The 18,202-nt window shown below is 65.1% G+C and carries 21 protein-coding genes; 5 read left to right on the top strand and 16 right to left on the bottom strand.

What is annotated here, in order from left to right; all coding sequences use genetic code 11:
* Window positions 1–734 precede the first annotated feature (734 nt).
* The gene (locus tag AB3G31_RS14175; protein ID WP_367846726.1) at window positions 735–932 is read left to right on the top strand and encodes a hypothetical protein; all 198 of its coding nucleotides are present in this window, start codon (window positions 735–737) and stop codon (window positions 930–932) included.
* A gap of 9 nt (window positions 933–941) precedes the next feature.
* Here AB3G31_RS14175 and AB3G31_RS14170 read toward each other — a convergent pair whose 3' ends face one another.
* The gene (locus tag AB3G31_RS14170) at window positions 942–1,832 is read right to left on the bottom strand and encodes an EamA family transporter (protein ID WP_367846725.1); all 891 of its coding nucleotides are present in this window, start codon (window positions 1,830–1,832) and stop codon (window positions 942–944) included.
* Between the two features lie 94 nt (window positions 1,833–1,926).
* Here AB3G31_RS14170 and AB3G31_RS14165 point away from each other — a divergent pair, with 94 nt between their 5' ends.
* On the top strand, window positions 1,927–2,406 hold the full coding sequence (locus AB3G31_RS14165) for an Lrp/AsnC family transcriptional regulator (RefSeq protein WP_367850353.1): 480 nt from the start codon (window positions 1,927–1,929) through the stop codon (window positions 2,404–2,406).
* A 20-nt stretch (window positions 2,407–2,426) separates the two neighbouring features.
* Here AB3G31_RS14165 and AB3G31_RS14160 read toward each other — a convergent pair whose 3' ends face one another.
* On the bottom strand, window positions 2,427–3,470 hold the full coding sequence (locus AB3G31_RS14160; protein ID WP_367846724.1) for a Gfo/Idh/MocA family protein: 1,044 nt from the start codon (window positions 3,468–3,470) through the stop codon (window positions 2,427–2,429).
* Window positions 3,471–3,571: 101 nt separating this feature from the next.
* Between AB3G31_RS14160 and AB3G31_RS14155 the strand changes: the two genes are divergently transcribed.
* On the top strand, window positions 3,572–4,495 hold the full coding sequence (locus AB3G31_RS14155; RefSeq protein WP_367846723.1) for a LysR substrate-binding domain-containing protein: 924 nt from the start codon (window positions 3,572–3,574) through the stop codon (window positions 4,493–4,495).
* 41 nt (window positions 4,496–4,536) lie between these two features.
* Here AB3G31_RS14155 and AB3G31_RS14150 read toward each other — a convergent pair whose 3' ends face one another.
* The 3 genes from AB3G31_RS14150 to AB3G31_RS14140 form a co-directional block, all read right to left on the bottom strand.
* Window positions 4,537–4,731 carry a type II toxin-antitoxin system VapB family antitoxin gene (locus AB3G31_RS14150; protein ID WP_367846722.1) on the bottom strand — a complete coding sequence of 65 codons (195 nt, stop codon included), beginning with the start codon at window positions 4,729–4,731 and terminating at the stop codon, window positions 4,537–4,539.
* The gene (locus tag AB3G31_RS14145) at window positions 4,722–5,393 is read right to left on the bottom strand and encodes a hypothetical protein (RefSeq protein ID WP_367846721.1); all 672 of its coding nucleotides are present in this window, start codon (window positions 5,391–5,393) and stop codon (window positions 4,722–4,724) included. Before AB3G31_RS14145 ends, AB3G31_RS14150 begins: the two co-directional genes overlap by 10 nt.
* 68 nt (window positions 5,394–5,461) lie before the next feature.
* Entirely contained in the window at window positions 5,462–5,914 is a 453-nt protein-coding gene (locus tag AB3G31_RS14140; RefSeq protein WP_367846720.1) for a phage tail protein, read from the bottom strand.
* Window positions 5,915–5,973: 59 nt separating this feature from the next.
* Between AB3G31_RS14140 and AB3G31_RS14135 the strand changes: the two genes are divergently transcribed.
* Entirely contained in the window at window positions 5,974–6,861 is an 888-nt protein-coding gene (locus AB3G31_RS14135; RefSeq protein ID WP_367846719.1) for an ion transporter, read from the top strand.
* Between the two features lie 71 nt (window positions 6,862–6,932).
* Here AB3G31_RS14135 and AB3G31_RS14130 read toward each other — a convergent pair whose 3' ends face one another.
* The 11 genes from AB3G31_RS14130 to AB3G31_RS14080 all read right to left on the bottom strand — a co-directional run bounded on the left by AB3G31_RS14130 (window position 6,933) and on the right by AB3G31_RS14080 (window position 17,241).
* Window positions 6,933–7,886, bottom strand: a complete 954-nt coding sequence (locus AB3G31_RS14130; RefSeq protein WP_367846718.1) for an AEC family transporter — start codon at window positions 7,884–7,886, stop codon at window positions 6,933–6,935.
* A 66-nt stretch (window positions 7,887–7,952) separates the two neighbouring features.
* Window positions 7,953–8,786, bottom strand: coding sequence for a shikimate dehydrogenase (locus tag AB3G31_RS14125; RefSeq protein WP_367846717.1), 834 nt, complete (start codon window positions 8,784–8,786; stop codon window positions 7,953–7,955).
* Window positions 8,787–8,880: 94 nt separating this feature from the next.
* On the bottom strand, window positions 8,881–9,330 hold the full coding sequence (locus tag AB3G31_RS14120) for a type II 3-dehydroquinate dehydratase (RefSeq protein ID WP_367846716.1): 450 nt from the start codon (window positions 9,328–9,330) through the stop codon (window positions 8,881–8,883).
* A gap of 54 nt (window positions 9,331–9,384) precedes the next feature.
* A complete protein-coding gene (locus AB3G31_RS14115; protein ID WP_367846715.1) occupies window positions 9,385–10,383 on the bottom strand; it encodes a TRAP transporter substrate-binding protein in 999 nt (332 codons plus the stop codon).
* A 37-nt stretch (window positions 10,384–10,420) separates the two neighbouring features.
* Window positions 10,421–11,698, bottom strand: coding sequence for a TRAP transporter large permease subunit (locus AB3G31_RS14110; RefSeq protein WP_367846714.1), 1,278 nt, complete (start codon window positions 11,696–11,698; stop codon window positions 10,421–10,423).
* Between the two features lie 43 nt (window positions 11,699–11,741).
* Entirely contained in the window at window positions 11,742–12,272 is a 531-nt protein-coding gene (locus tag AB3G31_RS14105) for a TRAP transporter small permease (protein WP_367846713.1), read from the bottom strand.
* 173 nt (window positions 12,273–12,445) lie between these two features.
* Window positions 12,446–13,255, bottom strand: a complete 810-nt coding sequence (aroE, locus tag AB3G31_RS14100) for a shikimate dehydrogenase (RefSeq protein WP_367846712.1) — start codon at window positions 13,253–13,255, stop codon at window positions 12,446–12,448.
* A 777-nt stretch (window positions 13,256–14,032) separates the two neighbouring features.
* Window positions 14,033–15,253: a CaiB/BaiF CoA transferase family protein gene (locus AB3G31_RS14095; RefSeq protein WP_367846711.1), complete on the bottom strand. Its 1,221-nt coding sequence runs from the start codon at window positions 15,251–15,253 to the stop codon at window positions 14,033–14,035.
* Between the two features lie 56 nt (window positions 15,254–15,309).
* Window positions 15,310–15,789 carry a MaoC family dehydratase gene (locus AB3G31_RS14090; RefSeq protein WP_367846710.1) on the bottom strand — a complete coding sequence of 160 codons (480 nt, stop codon included), beginning with the start codon at window positions 15,787–15,789 and terminating at the stop codon, window positions 15,310–15,312.
* Between the two features lie 8 nt (window positions 15,790–15,797).
* Complete coding sequence (locus AB3G31_RS14085; RefSeq protein ID WP_367846709.1) at window positions 15,798–16,202, bottom strand: VOC family protein; 405 nt, start codon at window positions 16,200–16,202, stop codon at window positions 15,798–15,800.
* A 112-nt stretch (window positions 16,203–16,314) separates the two neighbouring features.
* On the bottom strand, window positions 16,315–17,241 hold the full coding sequence (locus tag AB3G31_RS14080; protein WP_367846708.1) for a ketopantoate reductase family protein: 927 nt from the start codon (window positions 17,239–17,241) through the stop codon (window positions 16,315–16,317).
* Between the two features lie 137 nt (window positions 17,242–17,378).
* Here AB3G31_RS14080 and AB3G31_RS14075 point away from each other — a divergent pair, with 137 nt between their 5' ends.
* Window positions 17,379–18,200 carry an amidohydrolase gene (locus AB3G31_RS14075; protein WP_367846707.1) on the top strand — a complete coding sequence of 274 codons (822 nt, stop codon included), beginning with the start codon at window positions 17,379–17,381 and terminating at the stop codon, window positions 18,198–18,200.
* Window positions 18,201–18,202 lie beyond the last annotated feature (2 nt).

Below are 18,202 nucleotides of genomic sequence, written 5' to 3'. Positions count from 1 at the left end.
TCCGCTAAGATTTTTCTGTCTAGGTTTGTGGTGACCTGTGGAGCACTGGATGCAACAGTCGCTGCTGGCCGGGTGATGCGCCCGGCGGCGCAGTAACTTTTCTTTTGCGCAAAAGAAAAGTTACCAAAAGAAAGGCGTCCCCACTGCCAGCGCCCCATCGCTACCGCGTCGGGGAACCTGCGGTGCGCGCTTTGGGCGGGGTCTGGCTAAACTCGCTGGCGCTCAAACAACGCCAGCCCTGATTCGCCCAAAGCTGTGCTCCTCGGCGCATTGCAGAGGGGGACCCCGGGGAGCGGGATCGGGGGCGCGCAGCGCCCCATCGCGCCTAGGGCGCGAGCCCGGCTGCGCCGGGCTGGGGTTGGCTGTTCGGCTGTTGGTTCCCCCCGCCGTGTGGCGTCGGCGAGTAGCGCAGGGCTGGGCGGATCAGGGCCCGCGATTGTTTGAGGCCGCAGGCCGAGTTCGAGCGGGATCCCGCACAGGCCGAGCAACGCAGCGTACCGGCGCAGCCGGGCGACGACTTCGGCTCGCCTTTTCTTGCTGACTTCTTTTGGCGAAGCAAAAGAAGTTAGTCGCCCGCCGGGGCGAGACCCGGCCAGCGATGCCTATGGCGCACACCCATCCCAACCAAGATACGCCGCCTGCATCCGCGCCATGCTCCGTAGCGCAACGGCGGCTTGTCCTACCCGTGTAAAAAATTCTGCGGTCAAGATACAGGCATCACTACTGAAAGACCTATGACCGATCCCAGAAATGTTGCGCACGACAAGAAAGTCCAGCAAGAGAAGAAGCACCGCGGCGAAGAGGTGGCACCCGGTGCCGACGAGACGCCACAGCCCGGCAAAAAGACCCACATGGAACACCATGCGTCCGACACCCCCAAGGTGCCCGACGAGGCCTCGCCGGTGCCTACCGAAGAGAAGCCGCTGGACTGATTCCCCGCCTCAGGCCGCAGAGCAGGCCGCCAGCGGTACCGCAGCCTGCGGCCGCCGCGCGGTGGCGGCGCTGCCCATCGAGGCCGCCATGGTGCAGGCGATGGCCAGCCACTGTCGTGCATCCAGGTGCTCGTCCAGCAGGCCCATGGCCAGCAGCGCGGCCACTGCGGGCTCCATGCTGATCATGATGCCGAAAGCTTCTTTGGGCAGCCGCTGCATGGCCACCATCTCCAGCGAGATCGGGATGGCGCTGGAGATGGCCGCCACGCACACCCCCACCAGGAGCACCGTGGGCGACAGCAGTGCGGCACCGGCGTGTGCAATGCCCACCGGCACCACCACGATGGCCGCCACCAGCAGGCCCAGCGACACCGAATGCCCCGCGTGCAGATGGCCCACGCGCTTGCCATAAACGATATACAGGCCCCACAGCACCGCCGCCCCCAGCGCGTACAGCACGCCCACCGGGTCCAGCTCGCGGTCCCCCAGGCCCAGCGGCAGCAGCATGAGCAGGCCGAAACCGGCCAGCGCCAGCCAGGCAAAGTCCACCCTGCGGCGGGACGCAGCGATGGCCACCGTCAGTGGTCCGGCAAATTCGATCGCCACGGCCAGGCCAAACGGCAGCGTGCGCAAAGACATGTAGAACATCAGGTTCATCGCGCCCAGCGTGGCACCATAGCAGGCGATGGAGATGGCGTCGGCACGCGACAGATGCCAGCGCCAGGGCCTCCACAGCGCCAGCAACAGCAGCGCCGAAAACCCCACGCGCACGGCCGTCGTGCCCTGCGCGCCCACCAGCGGAAACAGCTGTTTTGCCCAGGAGGTGCCGATGCCCAGCGCGGTCACCGCGCCCAGAACTGCCAAAAAAGGAATTGCCCGTTGGAAATGTGTTGTCGCCATGGGTGAAAATATAAATTGTGGAGCGCCAGGTTTTCGCTGCAAAAACGGGGTGCAAACGCAAGATTCGCTCACCTTCATCCCCAAGCCCGCCACCATGACCCTTGACAGCTTTGACCTTGCGATTCTGGAAATTCTGCAAAAGGACAACAGCGTGCCCCAGCGCGCGATTGCCGAGGCGGTGCATTTGTCGGCCCCGGCGGTGCAGCGCCGTATCCGCAAGTTGCAAGACAGCGGCGTGATCCGCGCCAACGTGGCGGTGCTGGACGCGGCCAAGGTCGGCCTGCCGCTGACCATCATCACCGAGGTGCACATCGAGAACGAACGGCCCGACCGCACCGCCCCCTTGCGCGCTCGCATCGCCGCCGAGCCTGCGGTGCAGCAGTGCTACAGCGTCACCGGCGAGGCCGACTACCTGCTGATCGTGACCGTGGCCTCCATGGCCGACTACGAGGCGCTGACCCGGCGGCTGTTCGAGGGCGACGACAACATCCGCCGTTTTCGTACCTCGGTCACGCTGGGCTGGCTGAAGTCCAGCATGCAGTTGCCGCTGGACAAGGCGCTGCCCGGCGCTTAACAACAGGTTCCAAGGCCCGGCTAGATGGAGACCACCAGCCCCGTCTTCGCTGCCTGGGCAATGGCCTCGGTCACCCGCAGGTTTTGCACCCCGTCGCGCGCGCTCACCAGCGGCGCGGCCCGGCCTTGGATCACATCCGCGAAGTGCGCCATCTGGCGCTTGAGCGGGTCGTCGCGCACCATGCCGACCACGCCCACCTCAAACGCTTTCCACCACGAGCGGTCTTCTGCGCGGGGGTAGGTTTTGAGGCGCATGGTGGGCAGGGCCAGGCTGCCGAAGGTGCCTGCGAGCAGGTAGCAATCTTCGTCTGGGTAGGTGGTGTAGGCCGGGTTCTCCTGGCTGGTCTGCTCCCAGCTGCGGGCGCTGGCGGCGGTGTCGCTCAGCATGAAGCTGCCCAACACGCCGCTGGCAAAGCGCAGGTTGATGGCCACCGTGTCTTCCACCGCGAAGCCGCGCGTGGCGTTACTGGCAAAGGCCTGCACCGCGCTGATGTCGCCGCACAGCATGCGCAGGTTGTGCACTTCGTGGATCAGGTTGATCAGGATGGGGCCACCGCCGGGCTGGGTGCGCCAGGGGCCGCTGGCAAAGTAGCCGTCGGGCTTGAAGAACTGGGCGCTGCCCATCACGCTGACCAGTTGGCCGAGCTTGCCGCTGTCCACCACTTCCCGGGCCTTGGCCATGATGGGGCTGTGGGCGCGGTGGTGGCCGATGAGCACGCGGGCTTGTGTTTCCTCCGCCACCTTTTGCAGCTGCAGGCCCTCGGCCAGGGTGGCGGCGATGGGCTTTTCCAGCAGCATGGGCACGCCCGCCGCCATGCATTCCAGCGCCTGCGGCAGGTGCAGGTGGTTGGGCGTGGCCAGCACGATGCCGTCGGGCTTGCCCGCAGCAAAGAGTGCTGCCAGCGAGGGGTACAGCGGCACCCCCGCCTGCGCGGCGGTGGCCACGGCGGCGGGGGACGGGTCGACGATGGCCGACAGGGTGCAGCGGTCGCTTTGGGACAGAACCGCGATGTGCGCCTGGCCAATCATGCCTGCGCCTGCCACGGCGATATTTAGCTGGGTCATGTTGTCTCTTTAGGTTGCAGTGCGGCATCGTATTCATAAGCAATCGATTTGTAATTAGCCTTGAAGCTGATTCACAATGAGCTGATGGTGAACAATCAATGGTGAATACGCAGTGGGAATTGATCGACCTGCGGGTCTTCTGCTGCGTGGCGCGGCGCAGCAGCTTCAACGCGGCGGCGGTGGAGCTGGGCATCTCGCCCGCGTATGTGAGCAAACGCGTGGCCGGGCTGGAAAAGGCGCTGGGGCTGGCGCTGTTCCACCGCACCACGCGGCGGGTTTCCATTACCGACGAGGGCGAAACCGCCTTGCTGTGGGCCCGCAAGGTGCTGGACACTGCCGACAGCCTGACCCAAGAGGTGGGCCGCACCCGGGCCACGCCCTCGGGGGCGCTGCGCATCAGCACCAGCCTGCGCCTGGGCCGCAACCACGTGGCGCACATCCTGGCGCGGCTCAAGCTGCAGTACCCCGCGCTGGACATCTGGCTGGAGCTGGTAGACCGCCGGGTGGACGTGCTGGGCGAGGGTTTCGACATCGACATCCGCGTGGGCGACGTGCAAGAGCCGTATCTGGTGGCCCACCCCGTGGCCCAGAGTGTGCGCGTGCTGTGCGCCGCCCCGGCCTACCTGGCCCGCCGCGGCGCACCCAAGACCCTGGCCGAGCTGGCCCAGCACGACTGCCTGTTGTTCCGCGACCGCGACCAGGCCTACGGCGTGTGGCGGCTGCAAGGGCCGCAGGGCGTGGAGTCGGTCAAGGTTACTAGCACCCTGGGCTCCAACCACAGCGACGCGGTGCAGAACTGGGCGGTGGACGGCCACGGCATCGTGCTGCTGTCGAGCTGGGACGTGGCTGCCCGCCTGCAAGACGGCAGCATGGAACGCGTGCTGCCCGCCTACTACCAGCAGGCGAATGTGTGGGCCGTCACGGCCACGCGGCTGGGCAATTCGGCCAAGCTCAAGGTGTGTGTGGACTACCTGGTGCAGGAACTGCAGCGGGGGGATTTTGCGTTGGCGGCCTTTGGGGTGTGAGGGGAAACCGGGATGTTTTCCCGCAGCTTCGATACCGCCCCTTAACTTGGTACCCTGCGGGGAATGTCCGACATATTCGGCACCTGGCCGCCCATGGCAACCAGGTGCTTGGTGTTTTCAGTACGTATCCACGCCCTAAGCGCCTGGCTCACCAGCTCCGACGGTTGTATCGGACTCGGCAGCAGCGCCATGGCTTGCGCGTAGAGCTGGTCGTCGATGGTGATCGTTATGCGCATGGCGGTTCGTCCAAATTGCACCACTGTCCTGTTTCCGCATACACCCGGCTCGGCACCCCATCGCACCACACCTGCTCCCCCTCCAGCCCCAGCGCCGTGGCCGGGTCGGTATCCATTTCCACCCCCAGCACGCGCGCCACGCCGGGGTGGGTGATGGGCAGCTCCCAGGTCAGAAACACCTGGCTGCAGTCGAGCTCCGGCAGGAAGTCGGCGGGGTCGAAGCCGCCGCTGCCGCGCGGAATGACGGCGTGGGGCTGGCCGGTGTCGAAGACCAGCACCGTGCCCCGGGCCAGGGGGATGCGCTGGCCGGTGCCGGGGAAGTGCACGTCCAGGCCCTTGTCTTCGCTCAGGAACAGGTTGCAAAAGGCAGCACCGGCGTACTGCGCGCCGTCGTGGTGGTAGCGGGCGCCGCGGCAGGCCATGAGGGCGGTGTCGCAGCCGGGCAGCAGGCCGGGCAGGCCCAGGGTGCCTAGCCAATCCTCCACCGCCTGCACGCAGCGCGGGTAGTCGGGCCAGCGCATGCGGGCGCGGGCCAAGGGCAGGGTGTCTACATCGCCGGGCTCCAGGCCCAGCTGGGTGGCGATGTCGCGCTCCCAGTCGGCCTGCAGCCGGGCCGGGGGCGCGGGCACATCCACCGTGCCGTGCAGCACCGTGCCGCCCACGCTGCGGCTGCGCAGGGTGTCGGCGCTGTAGAAGTAGGCCGTGAGGGGCGCGCGAGGGGGCTGGATAGCTACTCCATCTCCATCCGCTCCACCACCAGGTCCAGCGTCTCGACCAGCGCCTCGGTGCCCAGGGCGTTGAGGGGCGAGAAGTGGTAGTTCACCGGCCGGGCGTTGCGAAACTTCCAGACCATCACCACGTTGCCCTGGTCTTCGCTGAGCAGCCGCACGGTGATGTTGCGCTGGATGCCTTGCTCGCCGTTGCGCATGGCGTTCCACCAGCTGTACCAGTTGAGCGCCCCCAGCGCGCCGCGTTTGAGGACCAGGTTGCTGTACTGGGTGGTGGTTTGCAGCTTCTTGACGGCGTTGTCGCGGTCGTTGCCGTTGCGGTACTTCAGCACCGTCAAGGCGGCGTGCGGCAAGACCACTTCGAGCAGGCCCGCGCCGGTGCCATCTTCCTGGCCATCGCCCAGGTCTACGCTGAAGTTCATGCCGCTGTAGGGGGTGTCTCGTTGGATCGCCATGGGGCCTCCTGGAAAAGTGCGTTGATCCCAGACGCATGCTATCCGCATAAGATCCCGCCATGACGAAAAAAACGACTGCGCAGCCTGTGGATGGACAACGGTTTGGGCGGCCCGATACGGGCTGGCGGCTGCAGGTGTACACGGTGATTTTCGAGGCCGACACGCGCGCGGGCCGGTTATTCGACCTGGGGCTGATCGGCATGATTCTGGCCAGCGTGGGCGTGGTGGTGCTCGACAGCATGGCCGAGGTGCACGCCCGCTACAGCGCCGTGTTCAACGTGCTGGAATGGTTTTTTACGATTGCGTTCACCGTGGAATACATCGCCCGGCTCGCCTGTGTGCGCCGCCCCCTGCGCTATGCGCAAAGCGGGTTTGGCATCATCGATTTGCTGGCCCTGCTGCCCACCTACCTGGCGGTGATGGTGCCGGGGCTGCATGCGCTGATCGACGTGCGGGTGCTGCGCCTGCTGCGGATCTTCCGTATTTTGAAGCTCACCGCCTACGTGGCGGAGTTTCGTGCCCTGGGGCAGGCGCTGTCGGCCTCGCGGCGCAAGATTTTGGTGTTCATGAGCTTTGTGATGGTGGTGGTGGTGGTGATGGGCACGCTGATGTATGTGGTGGAGGGGCCGGCCAACGGCTACACCAGCATCCCGGTGGGCGTGTACTGGGCCATTACCACCATGACCACGGTGGGCTTTGGCGACATCACGCCCAAGTCGGACCTGGGCCGGGTGATCGCCTCGCTGATGATGCTGCTGGGCTGGGGCACGCTGGCCGTGCCCACGGGCATTGTCAGCGCAGAGTTCACCCTGCAGCACATGCCAGCCCGCGTGCCCACCACCCGCACCTGCCATGAATGCCTGAGCGAAGGCCATGCCCCCGGCGCCCGCTTTTGCAGCGACTGCGGCGCCCGGCTGCCGCGCTGGCAGCACGATGCGGCCGAATAGCTGCATGCTATAAATTAAAGAGCTGCTTGCGCTTATGGAATAAGCGCTGGCGGCCCATTTCGTTTAAATCCTCAAGCCGTCCAGCCCAGCAGATTGTGCAGGGCCCACAGCAGGGCGCTGATGCTGGCGAACGAGGCCACGGTGGTCACCAGCAGGGCGGCGGCGGTAAAGCCTTCCAGGCCGTACTTCTGGGCCACCACCGGGTAGATGCTCAGCATGGGCATGGCGGCGAACAGCACGGCGGCCACGCGCAGCTCGGGCGCGATGGGCGGAAGCAGCCACAGCAGGGTGAATACGGCCAGTGGGTGCAGGATGAGCTTGCCCGTGGCCACCCAGGCCAGGTCGCGGCGCACCCCGGCCAGCTTCAGGCCTACCAGGCTGCCGCCAATGACGAACAGCGCCACCGGGCTGGAGGCGGTGGCCACGATCTGCACGGTGTGCGCCAGCACCGCGGGCAGGTGCAGATTGAGCATGGAGAAAGTGAAACCGGCCAGGATGGCCAGCACCAGCGGGTTCTTCAGCAGATTGCGCAGGCTGATCCACAGCGTGTGGTGCCAGCGGCGGGAGGCATCCTGGCCGTCGTTGTCGGCCATGGCAAAGCACAGGGGCAGCACCAGCAGGTTCTCGACCAGCATGGTCAGCGCCAGGGCCACCCCGGCGGTGGGGCCCAGCAGTTGCAGCACGATGGGGTAGCCCACAAAGCCGCTGTTGGAGGCCGCCATGCCCAGGCTTTGTATGGTGGCCATGGGCACGCTGTGCCCGCGCAGCCGCCGCCCTACCAGCATGGCCAACGTGACCACCGCCAGCGAGCCGCCTGCATAGGCCAGCAGGTACGGGCCGTTGAGGATCTCGCCCAGCGGGCGCTTGGACAGCGCGTTGAAAATCAGTGCGGGCAGACAGAAGTTGACGACAAAGCGGCCCAGCACCCGCATGTCGGGTTTGCCAAACAGGCCGTAGCGTACCGAGAGAAAACCCGCCGCAATGATCAGGTAGATGGGCGCGGTGATGGCGAGGATCTGGAGCATGGGATGGGGTTCAGCCCCTTCCCCGACCTTTTCCCATGCCGGGGAGAGCGAGGAGGTGCTGGTCGATCAGTATTTCAGTGTGGCCACGGCGCGCAGCACTTCGGGCGTGGTGGTGGGCAGGCCGAAAAATTCCAGGTAGGCCGGAATCTGCTCGAACAGCATGTCGGTGCCCACCTGCACCGGGCAGCCCCGGGCCACCACAGCACGCAAAAAGGCGGTCATCTCGGACTTCATCACCACTTCGCCCACGAAGGTGGTGGGCGCGATGCGCTCCACGTCCATGGGCAGGGGGTCGCCGTCGTTCATGCCCATGGGCGTGCCGTTGACCACCAGGTCGCAGCCTGCGGGGTCGTTGCTGCCGGTTTCGACCAGCAGCGAGGGATAGTGTTCGCGCAGGCGGGTGGCCAGGCCTTCCATGGACGGGGCGTGGGCATCAAACAGCTGCAGGGCGCTGACACCCGCGGCCGCCAGCGACGCGGCAATGGCCGAGCCCACGCCGCCGCAGCCCACCACCAGCGCGCGGATGCCGCTGATCTGCAAGCCCTTGCGCTGCACGCCGCGCACGAAACCTTCGCCGTCGAACATGTCGCCGATCAGCTTGCCCGCCTCATTGCGCCGCACGGCGTTGCAGGCACCGGCAATGCGGGCGGTGGGCGACACCTCGTCCAGCAGGCCCACGGTGGTGACCTTGTGCGGCATGGTGATGAGCGCGCCGCGGATGTTCTGCAGGCTGAAAACGGCTTTGAGGAAGGCTGGGTAGTCCTCGGTCTTGCAACCCATCGGCACCACCACCGCGTCGATACCGGCTTGGTCGAAGTAGGGGTTGTAGATCATCGGCGCCTTGAAGGCATGGGTGGGGAAGCCGATGTGGGCGATGATTTCGGTGTTGCCAGTAATCACGGGGTGCTCCGGGGTGTAGAGGGTTTTATCTATAAAAAAGGCTGCTAGCGCCCATGGGATGGGCGTAAGAAGCTATTGAATTGATAGTATTTCCTTAAGCGGCTTTGGCTGCCTGGGCGGCCGACACGCCTGCCCGCAGACCGAGCAGGTAGCTGTCCACGCCAAAGCCGCAGATCTGGCCCTTGACGATTTCGGCAAACACCGAGACGTGGCGGAAGGCCTCACGGGCGTGGATGTTGGACATATGCAGCTCGACGATGGGGCAGGTCAGGATGGCCAGCGCATCGCGGATGCCGTAGCTATAGTGCGTCCAGGCCCCGGCGTTGATCAGCACGGCATCTGCGCCTTCCGTGTAGGCCTGGTGGATGCGCTCGCACATGGCGGCTTCGCTGTTGGTCTGGAAGGCATCCACCGTGGCACCCAGCTCTTTGCCCAGGGCCGACAGGCTGGCGTTGATTTCATCCAGCGTGATGGTGCCGTACTGCTTGGGGTCGCGCTTGCCAAACATGTTGTGGTTGATGCCGTGGAGCATGACGATTTTCATGGTGGTCCTCAGGTGTGTGGATGGAGGGCCGCCGCGGAGGGCGGCCCGAACAGCTTATTTCGGTGCAGCAGCCAGTGCGTCTTGCAGGCCCTTGACCGTGTCCTGGCCGACGGTCACGCCAAACTTGGCGACCACGGGGCGCATCTTGTCGCGCATTTTGTCCAGCTCGGCGGGGGACAGTTCGTTGATTTGCATGCCGCCTTTTTTCGCGGCTTCCAGCGCCGTGCTGGCCTGCAGGCGGGCCTGCTGGCGCTGGTACGCGGTGGATTCCACGGCCGCGTCGGAGATGATTTTCTTCTCACCGGCGTTCAGGCTGTCCCAGAACTTCTTGCTGATCAGCACCGACTGGGGGTTGTACTGGTGGTTGGTCAGCGTGCCGTACTTTTGCACCTCGAACAGCTTGTTGGCGGCAATCACGGTCATGGGGTTTTCCTGGCCGTCGATGGCACCTTGCTCCAGCGCGGCATACACCTCACCAAAGGTCATGGGCGTGGGGTTGGCACCCAGGGCCTTGACCCAGTCCACATTGATGGCCGTGGGGATGACGCGCAGCTTCAGGCCGGCAATGTCTTCCACCTTGGTGATGGGGCGCTTGTTGTTGGTGATGTTGCGAAAGCCCAGCTCCCAGTAGGTCAGGCCGACCAGGCCCTTGGCATCCAGCTTGGCGTGCATCTGCTTGCCGAAGGGGCCGTCCACCACGGCATCGGCCTGCTTGGAGCTGCTGAACATGAAGGGGAAGTCGTAGATCGCGAATTCCTTGACTTGGCCCGCCAGGTAGCTGGAGTTCATGGACGCCATCTCGATGGTGCCGCCCTGCATGGCCGACAGCACCGGGCCGTCGCCGCCCAGCACGCCGCCGGGGAACAGGTTGACCTTGATCTTGCCGCCCGACTTGGCCGCCACGATGTCGGCAAACTTGTGCATGCCCATCACCAGCGGGTGGCCTTCGGGGTTGGTGGTGGTGAACTTGATGGTGCGGTCCTGCGCGCTGGCAGATCCAAACGCGGCAAGGGCGATGGCGGCGGCGATGGTTTTGAGAACGAGGCGTTTCATGGGGTGTCTCCTGGAGAAAAAATAAGAACGGGGGAAATCAATAGAACCAATGGGCGGGCACCATGACGAGCTGCGGGAACGCAATCATCAGGAACATGAGCGCAAACTGGGCAATCATGAAGGGCACCACGCCCTTGGTGACTTCGTCCATGCTGATCTTGCCCACCCCGGCCACGGCGTTGAGCACCGTGCCCACGGGCGGCGTGATCAGGCCGATGGCGTTGTTGATGATGAACAGCACGCCAAAGTACACCGGGTCGATACCGGCGGCCTTCACCACCGGCATCAGCACCGGGGTCAGCAGCAGGATGGTGGGGGTCATGTCCAGCGCGGTGCCCACCACCATGGTCAGCACCATGATGGCCAGCATCAGCAGCTTGGGGCTGCCCAGCAGCGGCTCCAGCAGGGCCACCACCTGGGCTGGCAGATTCGCCACCGTGATCAGCCAGGCCGACACCATGGCCGCAGCCACCAGGAACATCACCACCGAGCAGGTTTTGGCGGCCGACACAAACAGCGGCACCAGCTTGGCAAAGTTCAGTTCTTTATAGACAAACACCGACACCACCAGGGCGTACACCGCGGCCACCACCGCGGCCTCGGTAGGCGTAAACACGCCGAACTTCAGCCCGAACACGATGATGAAAGGCAGTACCAGCGCCCAGGTGGCATCGCGCAGGGCGGCAAACACCTCGGCCTTGTTCTTTTGGGGCGGTGGCATGACGGCCTCTTTGCGCACCAGGTACCACCAGGTGAACCACAGCGACACGGCCAGCCAGATGCCGGGGAAGATACCGGCCATGAACAGCTTGGTGATCGACACATTGGCCGCCACCCCGAAAATCACAAAGCCGATGCTGGGCGGAATGATGGGGGCGATGATGCCGGCCGAGGCAATCAGGCCCGCCGAGCGCGCCCGGTCGTGCCCGGCGGCCACCATCATCGGCAGCAGCAGGGCGGTGAGGGCCGCGGCATCGGCCACGGCCGAGCCTGACAGCGAGGCCAGGATCACCGCCGCAACGATGGTCACATAGCCCAGGCCGCCCTTGATGTGGCCCACCAGCGCCATCGCAAAGTTGACGATGCGCTTGGACAGGCCGCCCGCATTCATGATCTCGCCCGCCAGCATGAAGAAGGGCACGGCCAGCAGCGGGAAGCTGTCGGCACCGTTGATGACGTTTTGCGCCAGGATCTGCGCGTCGAACATCTGCAGGTGCACCATCAGCGCGGCACCGCACAGCAGCAGCGAGAAGGCAATCGGCACGCCCAGTGCCATGGCGCCCAGCATGGAGCCCAGAAAAATGAGAATGGTCATGGTGTGTCTCTGCTCTTGTATTTAATGGTGGTCGCCATGCGGCTCAGTGGTTGTCGCCGTGGGGGGCTTCTTCGGACTCTTGCATCATCACCAGCTGTTCATCGCCCAGCTGGCCGGTCAGCAGCAGCCACAGATTGCTCAGCACGATCACCGCGGCCAGTACCGAAAACACCATGCCCGAGGCATAGAAGTAACTCACCGAGACCTCCATCACCGCGCTGGTGGTGTCCCAGTTGATCAGGGTCTGGTCGTACGAGCCCTTGAACAGCAGCCACAGGCAAAACATGATCAGCACCAGCGACAAGCCCATGCAGAACTTTTTACCGGCCGGGCCGAGTTTGCCGATCAGCATGTCGGTGCCCAGGTGGGCGTTGTCGCGCATGGCGACCACGGCACCCAGAAAGGTCAGCCACACAAACAGCCAGCGCGACAGCTCTTCCGACACCGCAAAGCCGGAGTTGAAGGCGTAGCGCATGAACACATTGCCAAACACCAGCACCACCATCACCGCCAAGGCCAGCGCGATCAGGTAGCTAAGCACAGTGCAGTAGCCATTGATAAATTTTTTCAACATGGATCTGTCTCCGGAAGTTTCTGCTGGTTAATGTACCGACTGGTTAGTTTTAACCATCAAGGGCTAACCCTGGTGCAATTAATGGAAAACGGGCTATCTGATATGCCCGAATTGAATACCTGGGGACGGCCTGTACCGACAGTTTGCCCAGGTACCCGCCTTGTAACATGCTATTACACCAATGGAACCGTCAATTTGGCAATCACTCCGGCCGTGTCGGGCCGCACGCCGCGCCACCAGGCAAAGGCCTCGGCCGCCTGCTCGGCCAGCATGCCTACGCCGTCGGCCAGCAGCACCACCCCGGCGGTCTGCGCCAACCGCAAAAACGGGGTCAGTCCCTTGCCGTAGGCCAGTTCATAGGCCAGCCGGGCCTGGGCGAACACGCTGGCGGGCACGGGTGGCAGCTCGGCGCGCAGGCTGGCCGAGGTGGCGTTGACGACGATGTCAAAGCTTTGGCCCACCAGCTCGCCATAGCCGCAGACGCGGGCCGCCGTGCCTAGCGCCATGGCCTGCGCCGTGGCCAGGGTGCGGTTGGCCACCACCAGTTGCGCCGGGTTCTGTTCCAGAAACGGCAGCAGCGCCCCGCGTGCCGCGCCACCCGCACCCAGCAGCAGCACCCGCTGGCCCTGCAAGGCGCAGCCCAGGTTGTGGGTGATGTCGCGCACCAGGCCCACGCCATCGAAGTTGTCGGCATAGGCGCGCTTGCCCACAAACTTCATCGCGTTGACCGCCCCGGCGCGGCGGGCCCGCTCGGTCAGGTCGGTAGCGTAGCGAAACGCATCCAGTTTGAACGGCGCAGTGATGTTCAGGCCCAGGCCGCCCCCAGCGCGGAAGGCATCCGCGGCCACCGCAAAGCCGTCCAGCGGGCCTTCGATGGCGGTGTAGACCAGATCCTGCGCCGTGGTGGCAGCGAAGCTTCCGTGGATGAATGGGGATTTGGTGTGGCTGATGGGGTTGCCTATGACGGCGTAAGTGTCTGTCATGGTGGGGTTTGTGCGTTTGGTTAGGGGGTTTTTATGGGCATCGTCGGCCGGGTGATGCGCCCGGCGGCGCAGTAACTTTTCTTTTGCGCAAAAGAAAAGTCACCAAAAGAAAGGCGCCCCCACTGTCTGCGCCCTTCGCTCGCGCTACGGGAACCTGCGGTGCTCGCCCAACGGGGGCATGACGCAAACTCGCTGCGCTCAAACACGCGTCCTGCTGATCCCCGTTGGACTGCGCTCCTCGGCGCACACAGAGGGGGACCCCACATGCGGGATCGGCCTGGCGCAGCCGGGCATCGCGCCGGTCGCGAACTGGGGGTGGTGGTGAGAGGTGTTGAATCCAAACCGCACAGGGCTGGCGCACAGACCCGGTTTCGCGCCTTAGGCGCGATGCGGCGCTTTGCGCCGCCGATCCCGTATTCGGGGTCCCCCTCTACATGCGCCGAGGAGCACAGCTTTGGGCGGATCAGGGCTGGCGTCTGTTTGAGCGCAGCGAGTTTAGCCAGACCCCGCCCAAAGCGAACACCGCAGGTTCCCGCAGCGCCAGCGAAGGGCGCAGGTAGTGGGGGTGGCCTTTTCTTTGGTGACTTTCTTTTGGCCACGCAAAAGAAAGTTACTGCGCCGCCGGGCGCACATCCCGGCCAGGGATGCCGATTAACGCCAACCCGCCAATAAGGGTCAGAGCCCAAATGCTTGAAGCACTGCTCTCGCTCCGCAAAACTCCGGCGCGCAATTGGGATCTGACCCTTATTGCCTACGCCCCGTGGTGTCGCCATGGCCTCAGTCTTCAGACGCGTACAACACACCCGCCGCCTGCAGCGCATCAATCTCTTCCGCGCTGTAGCCCAGGCCCGCAGCGATCTCGCGGTTGTGCTGGCCCATGCGGGGGGCCACGCTTTGGGGCGAGGTGTCGCAGTCCGAGAAGCGAAACGGCAGGTTGGGCAGGCGGATCTTGCCCAGCACCGGGTGGTCTTGTTCGATGACCATGTTGCGGGCGACGATCTGTGGGTCGTTCAAGACCTCTTCGATGTTCTGTACCTTGGCGCTGGGCACGTCGATGGCATCCAACGCGGCCAGCACCTCGGCCACCGTACGGGCGGCCACCCAGGCCTTGGCCAGGGCCAGGATTTCCACCCGGTTCGCATTGCGCCCGGCTGAGGTGTGAAAGCGCGCGTCGCCTGCCAGCGCATCGCCACCGATCAGCTGCGCAAAGCGCTTCCAGGCATCGTCCACCTGGGCGGCGATCACCAGGTAGCCGTCGCTGGCGGTGAACACGCCGTACAGGGTGCTTTGTGGCATGTCGTGGCCGGTTTGCACGGGGATGTCTTTGCCGCCCGACAAGGTGTAGCACTGCACCGCGTAGTCGTGCATGGACACCAGGCAGTCGTACAGCGACAGGTCGATATGCTGGCCGCGGCCCGACTTCACCCGCCCCAGCAGCGCTGCGCACACCGCCGCCACGCCGTGGATGCCGGTGTACATATCGCCCAGCGACACGCGCAGCAGCGGCGGTGCCTCGCCGGGCGAGCCGACCATGGCCATGATGCCGCTCTTGGCCTCGGCGATCAGGCCAAAGCCTGCGCGGTGCGCGTCCGGCCCGGTGTGGCCGTAGGCCGAGATGGAGCAGTACACCAGGCCGGGGTTGCGACTGGACAGTTCCTCATAGCCCAGGCCCAGCTTGGTGAGCGCGCCGGGGCGGTAGTTTTCGACAAACACGTCGGCGCTGTCGGTGAGCTTGTGCATCAGCGCCAGGCCGCGCGGGTCTTTGAGGTTGATGCACAGGCCTTGCTTGCCCATGTTCTGCTGCAAAAAGTAGCCGCTCTGGCCCTGGATGAAATAAGCGTGGGCACGCCCGGCATCGCCCGCCTTGGGCCGCTCCACCTTGATCACGTCCGCGCCCAGGGCGGCCAGGCAGCGGCCCAGGTAGGGCCCGGCCAGAAAGTGGCTGTAGTCGACCACGCGGAAACCGGCGAGTGGCAGGGCTTGGGAATTTTTAGGCATGAAATGACCTTCTTGTGCTTATTGGATAAGCGTGAGCAGCTATGAATTTTGTAGTTTTAAAACGTGCCAGGGCGGCGCGGCACCATGAGGCGGTGTTCGCCTTTTTGCACCACCTGGTCGTGCTGGTTCAGCAGCTCGGACGGCAGCACCACGATGCCCCAGCCGGGTTTGCTTTGGCTGGCGCGCATGCTGCCCACCGTGAAGCGCACGCGCAGCACGTCGCCAATCTTGATGGGCAGCAAGAAGTCCCAGGTCCAGCCCAGCGACATGCCGGGCAGGAAGCGGTATTCGCTCTGCGTCTTCAGGCCGTCGGCCACCGACTGACCCATCAGCCCATGCGCCACGCGGCAGCCGAAGTGGGAGGCATTGGCATATTCCTCGTCCACGTGCACGGGGGTGTAGTCGCCAGTGATCTCGGCATAGGCATCGATGCGCTCGCCGGTGACCAGGTAGGTGGGGCTGGTGCAGCTGTCGCCCACCTGGGCATCGTCCCAGTATTTTTCGGGGGTCTGGAAGTGGAATGTGGGGATGATCATGGTGGGCCTCAGGGTTTTTCGCGGGGGTTGATGGCCAGGATGTCGGCGACGGACGTGCCGCTGGCCTGGATCAGCTCGATCGCCAGGCCGTCGGGCAATTGCAGCCAGTTGCTGCCCTGGGGCAGGGGTTTCACGCCCCAGGCCTGCGCGGCCTGCAGGGCGGCGGGCAGGTCTTGCACCATGATGCCCAGGTGGGCCAGCCAGCCCGCGTCGTTGCTGGGCGGGGCAGTGAAGCCGGGCGTGTGCATCAGTTGCAGGCCGCCCAGGGTCCAGTACTGGTTCGGGGCATCGGTGGGGCCGTCGATCTCGCGCACGTCCATGCCGAGCACTTCATAGAAGAAGTGGATGTGCCACTGGATGTCTTGGACGCGCACGGCCACGTGCTCTACGTAGGATTTTTGGGGGGTGGTCATAAGTGATGTGTTTAAGAAGAACTGTCTTTCCCAGGAACACCGTGGAACCGGCTTTGCCGGGCCACTGGTGTTGCCCCCTGCAAGGGGGTTGGCGCAGCCTGGGGGTGTTTCACTAAGTTTTGGCGCGTTCGATGCCCTTGATGCAGGCCACCAGCGCCTGGTTGACGGGGGTGGGCACGCCGTACTTCGCGCCCCAGCGCACCACCGCGCCGTTCACAAAGTCGATCTCGGTGATGGAGCCCTTTTCCAGGCTTTGCAGCATCGAGGCCTTGAACGCGGCGGGCAGGCCGTCGGCGGCTTTCACCCAGGCCTGGCGGGGCTCGGTGCTGGTCAGGCGGATGCCTGCGGCCTGGGCCACCGCCATCGCCTCGGCCACGGCGGCCACGGCGCAGGCTTCGACTTCGGGCACGGCGTACAGGTCGCCGTAGGGGAGGCGGGTGATGCCGCTCAAGGCACCGGTGGCCACGTTGACCAGCAGCTTGTCCCACATGGTGCCCAAGATGTTGTCGCTGACGGTGGTGGTGAGCCCGGCGTGGTTGAAGGCGGCGGCAATGGTGGCCACCCGGTCGGTTACCTGACCGTCCAGCTCGCCGATCAGAGTTTCTTTGCCCTGGGTGCCGATCAGCACATGGCCGGGGGCCAGCACCACGCCACCGGCGTAGGTTTTGCCTGCCAGGACGTGTTCGCGGCCCACGGCCTCGGCCAGTACATCCTCATGGCCCAGGCCGTTTTGCAGCGACAGCACCACGGTGTCGGGGCCGACGATGCAGCGGGCGGAGGCTATGGCCTCAAAGGTATGGAAGGACTTGACCAGCACGATGACCAGGTCCACGAAGCCGTTGATCTCCGCGCAGCGGGTGGCGGCGTGCACGGCGACTTGGCGGTCCACGCCGTTCTCGCGCAGCGTAAGCCCGTGCTGGCGCAGCGCATCCACCTGCGCCTGGCCCCGGTTGACCAGCCACACCGTGTGCCCGGCTTCCGCCAGCACGCCGCCGATGGCACAGCCCAGGGCACCCGCGCCCACAATGCAAATTTTCACAACCGTCTCCTGTAGCGATGGAGGCGGATCGTAGGTTTGCTTGGCTATGCTGTAAATGCAATGCGGGCAATACATTCCATTGTTTTACGCAATGGATATGCGGAGGGACAATCTGCACCAGAACCCCAGGAGCCCCTATGGACACCCCCAAGATCGACTGCCACGTACACATCTTCGACCCCGCCCGTTTCCCATACCCCGAAGACAATTTCTACAAGCCCGCTGGCCACGAAATCGGCACCGCCGCCCAGCTTGGCCACACGCTGGATGCCCATGGCGTGCGCCACGCGCTGCTGGTCGGCCCCAACTCAGGTTACGGCCTGGACAACCGCTGCATGCTCGACGCCATCGCCCACAGCGCGGGTCGCTACAAGGGGGTGGCCGTGGTGCCGCTGGATGCCAGCCTGGCCGAATTGCAAGACCTGCAGGCCGCCGGTGTGGTGGGCGTGGCGCTGAACGTGGCCCTGCTGGGCGTGGACTACTACCGCGCCGCCGGGCCGCTGCTGGAGCGCCTGCGCCAGCTTGGCCTTTGGGCCCAGGTGCAGGTGCAGTCGGACGAACTGGTGCCCCTGAAGCCCCTGCTGGTGGATAGCGGTGCGCGCCTGCTGTTCGACCACTGCGGCCGCCCCGACCCCACCAAGGGCCTGGGCCAGCCGGGCTTTCAGGCGCTGCTGGGCCTGGCCGAGACGGGCCGGGCGGTGGTGAAGATTTCCAGCCTGGTGAAAACCTCGGTGCAGCCGTTTCCGCACGCCGATGCCTGGCCGTTTGTGCAGGCGCTGGTGGAGGCGTACACGCCGCAGTCGCTGGTATGGGCTTCTGATTGGCCGTTTCTGCGCGCCCCGGCGCGCATCGACTACGGGCCGCTGCTGGCGCTGTTTGGACGCCTGGTGCCGGATGCGGCGGCGCGGCGAGCCATGCTGTGGGACACGCCGCGGCGGTTGTTTGGATTTGCCGGGTAGGC

This window comes from Rhodoferax sp. WC2427 (genome assembly GCF_040822085.1).
Classification (GTDB): domain Bacteria; phylum Pseudomonadota; class Gammaproteobacteria; order Burkholderiales; family Burkholderiaceae_C; genus Rhodoferax_B.
The sequence above is the reverse complement of the archived record's forward strand: the minus strand, read 5'-3'. Positions and strand labels throughout refer to the sequence as shown.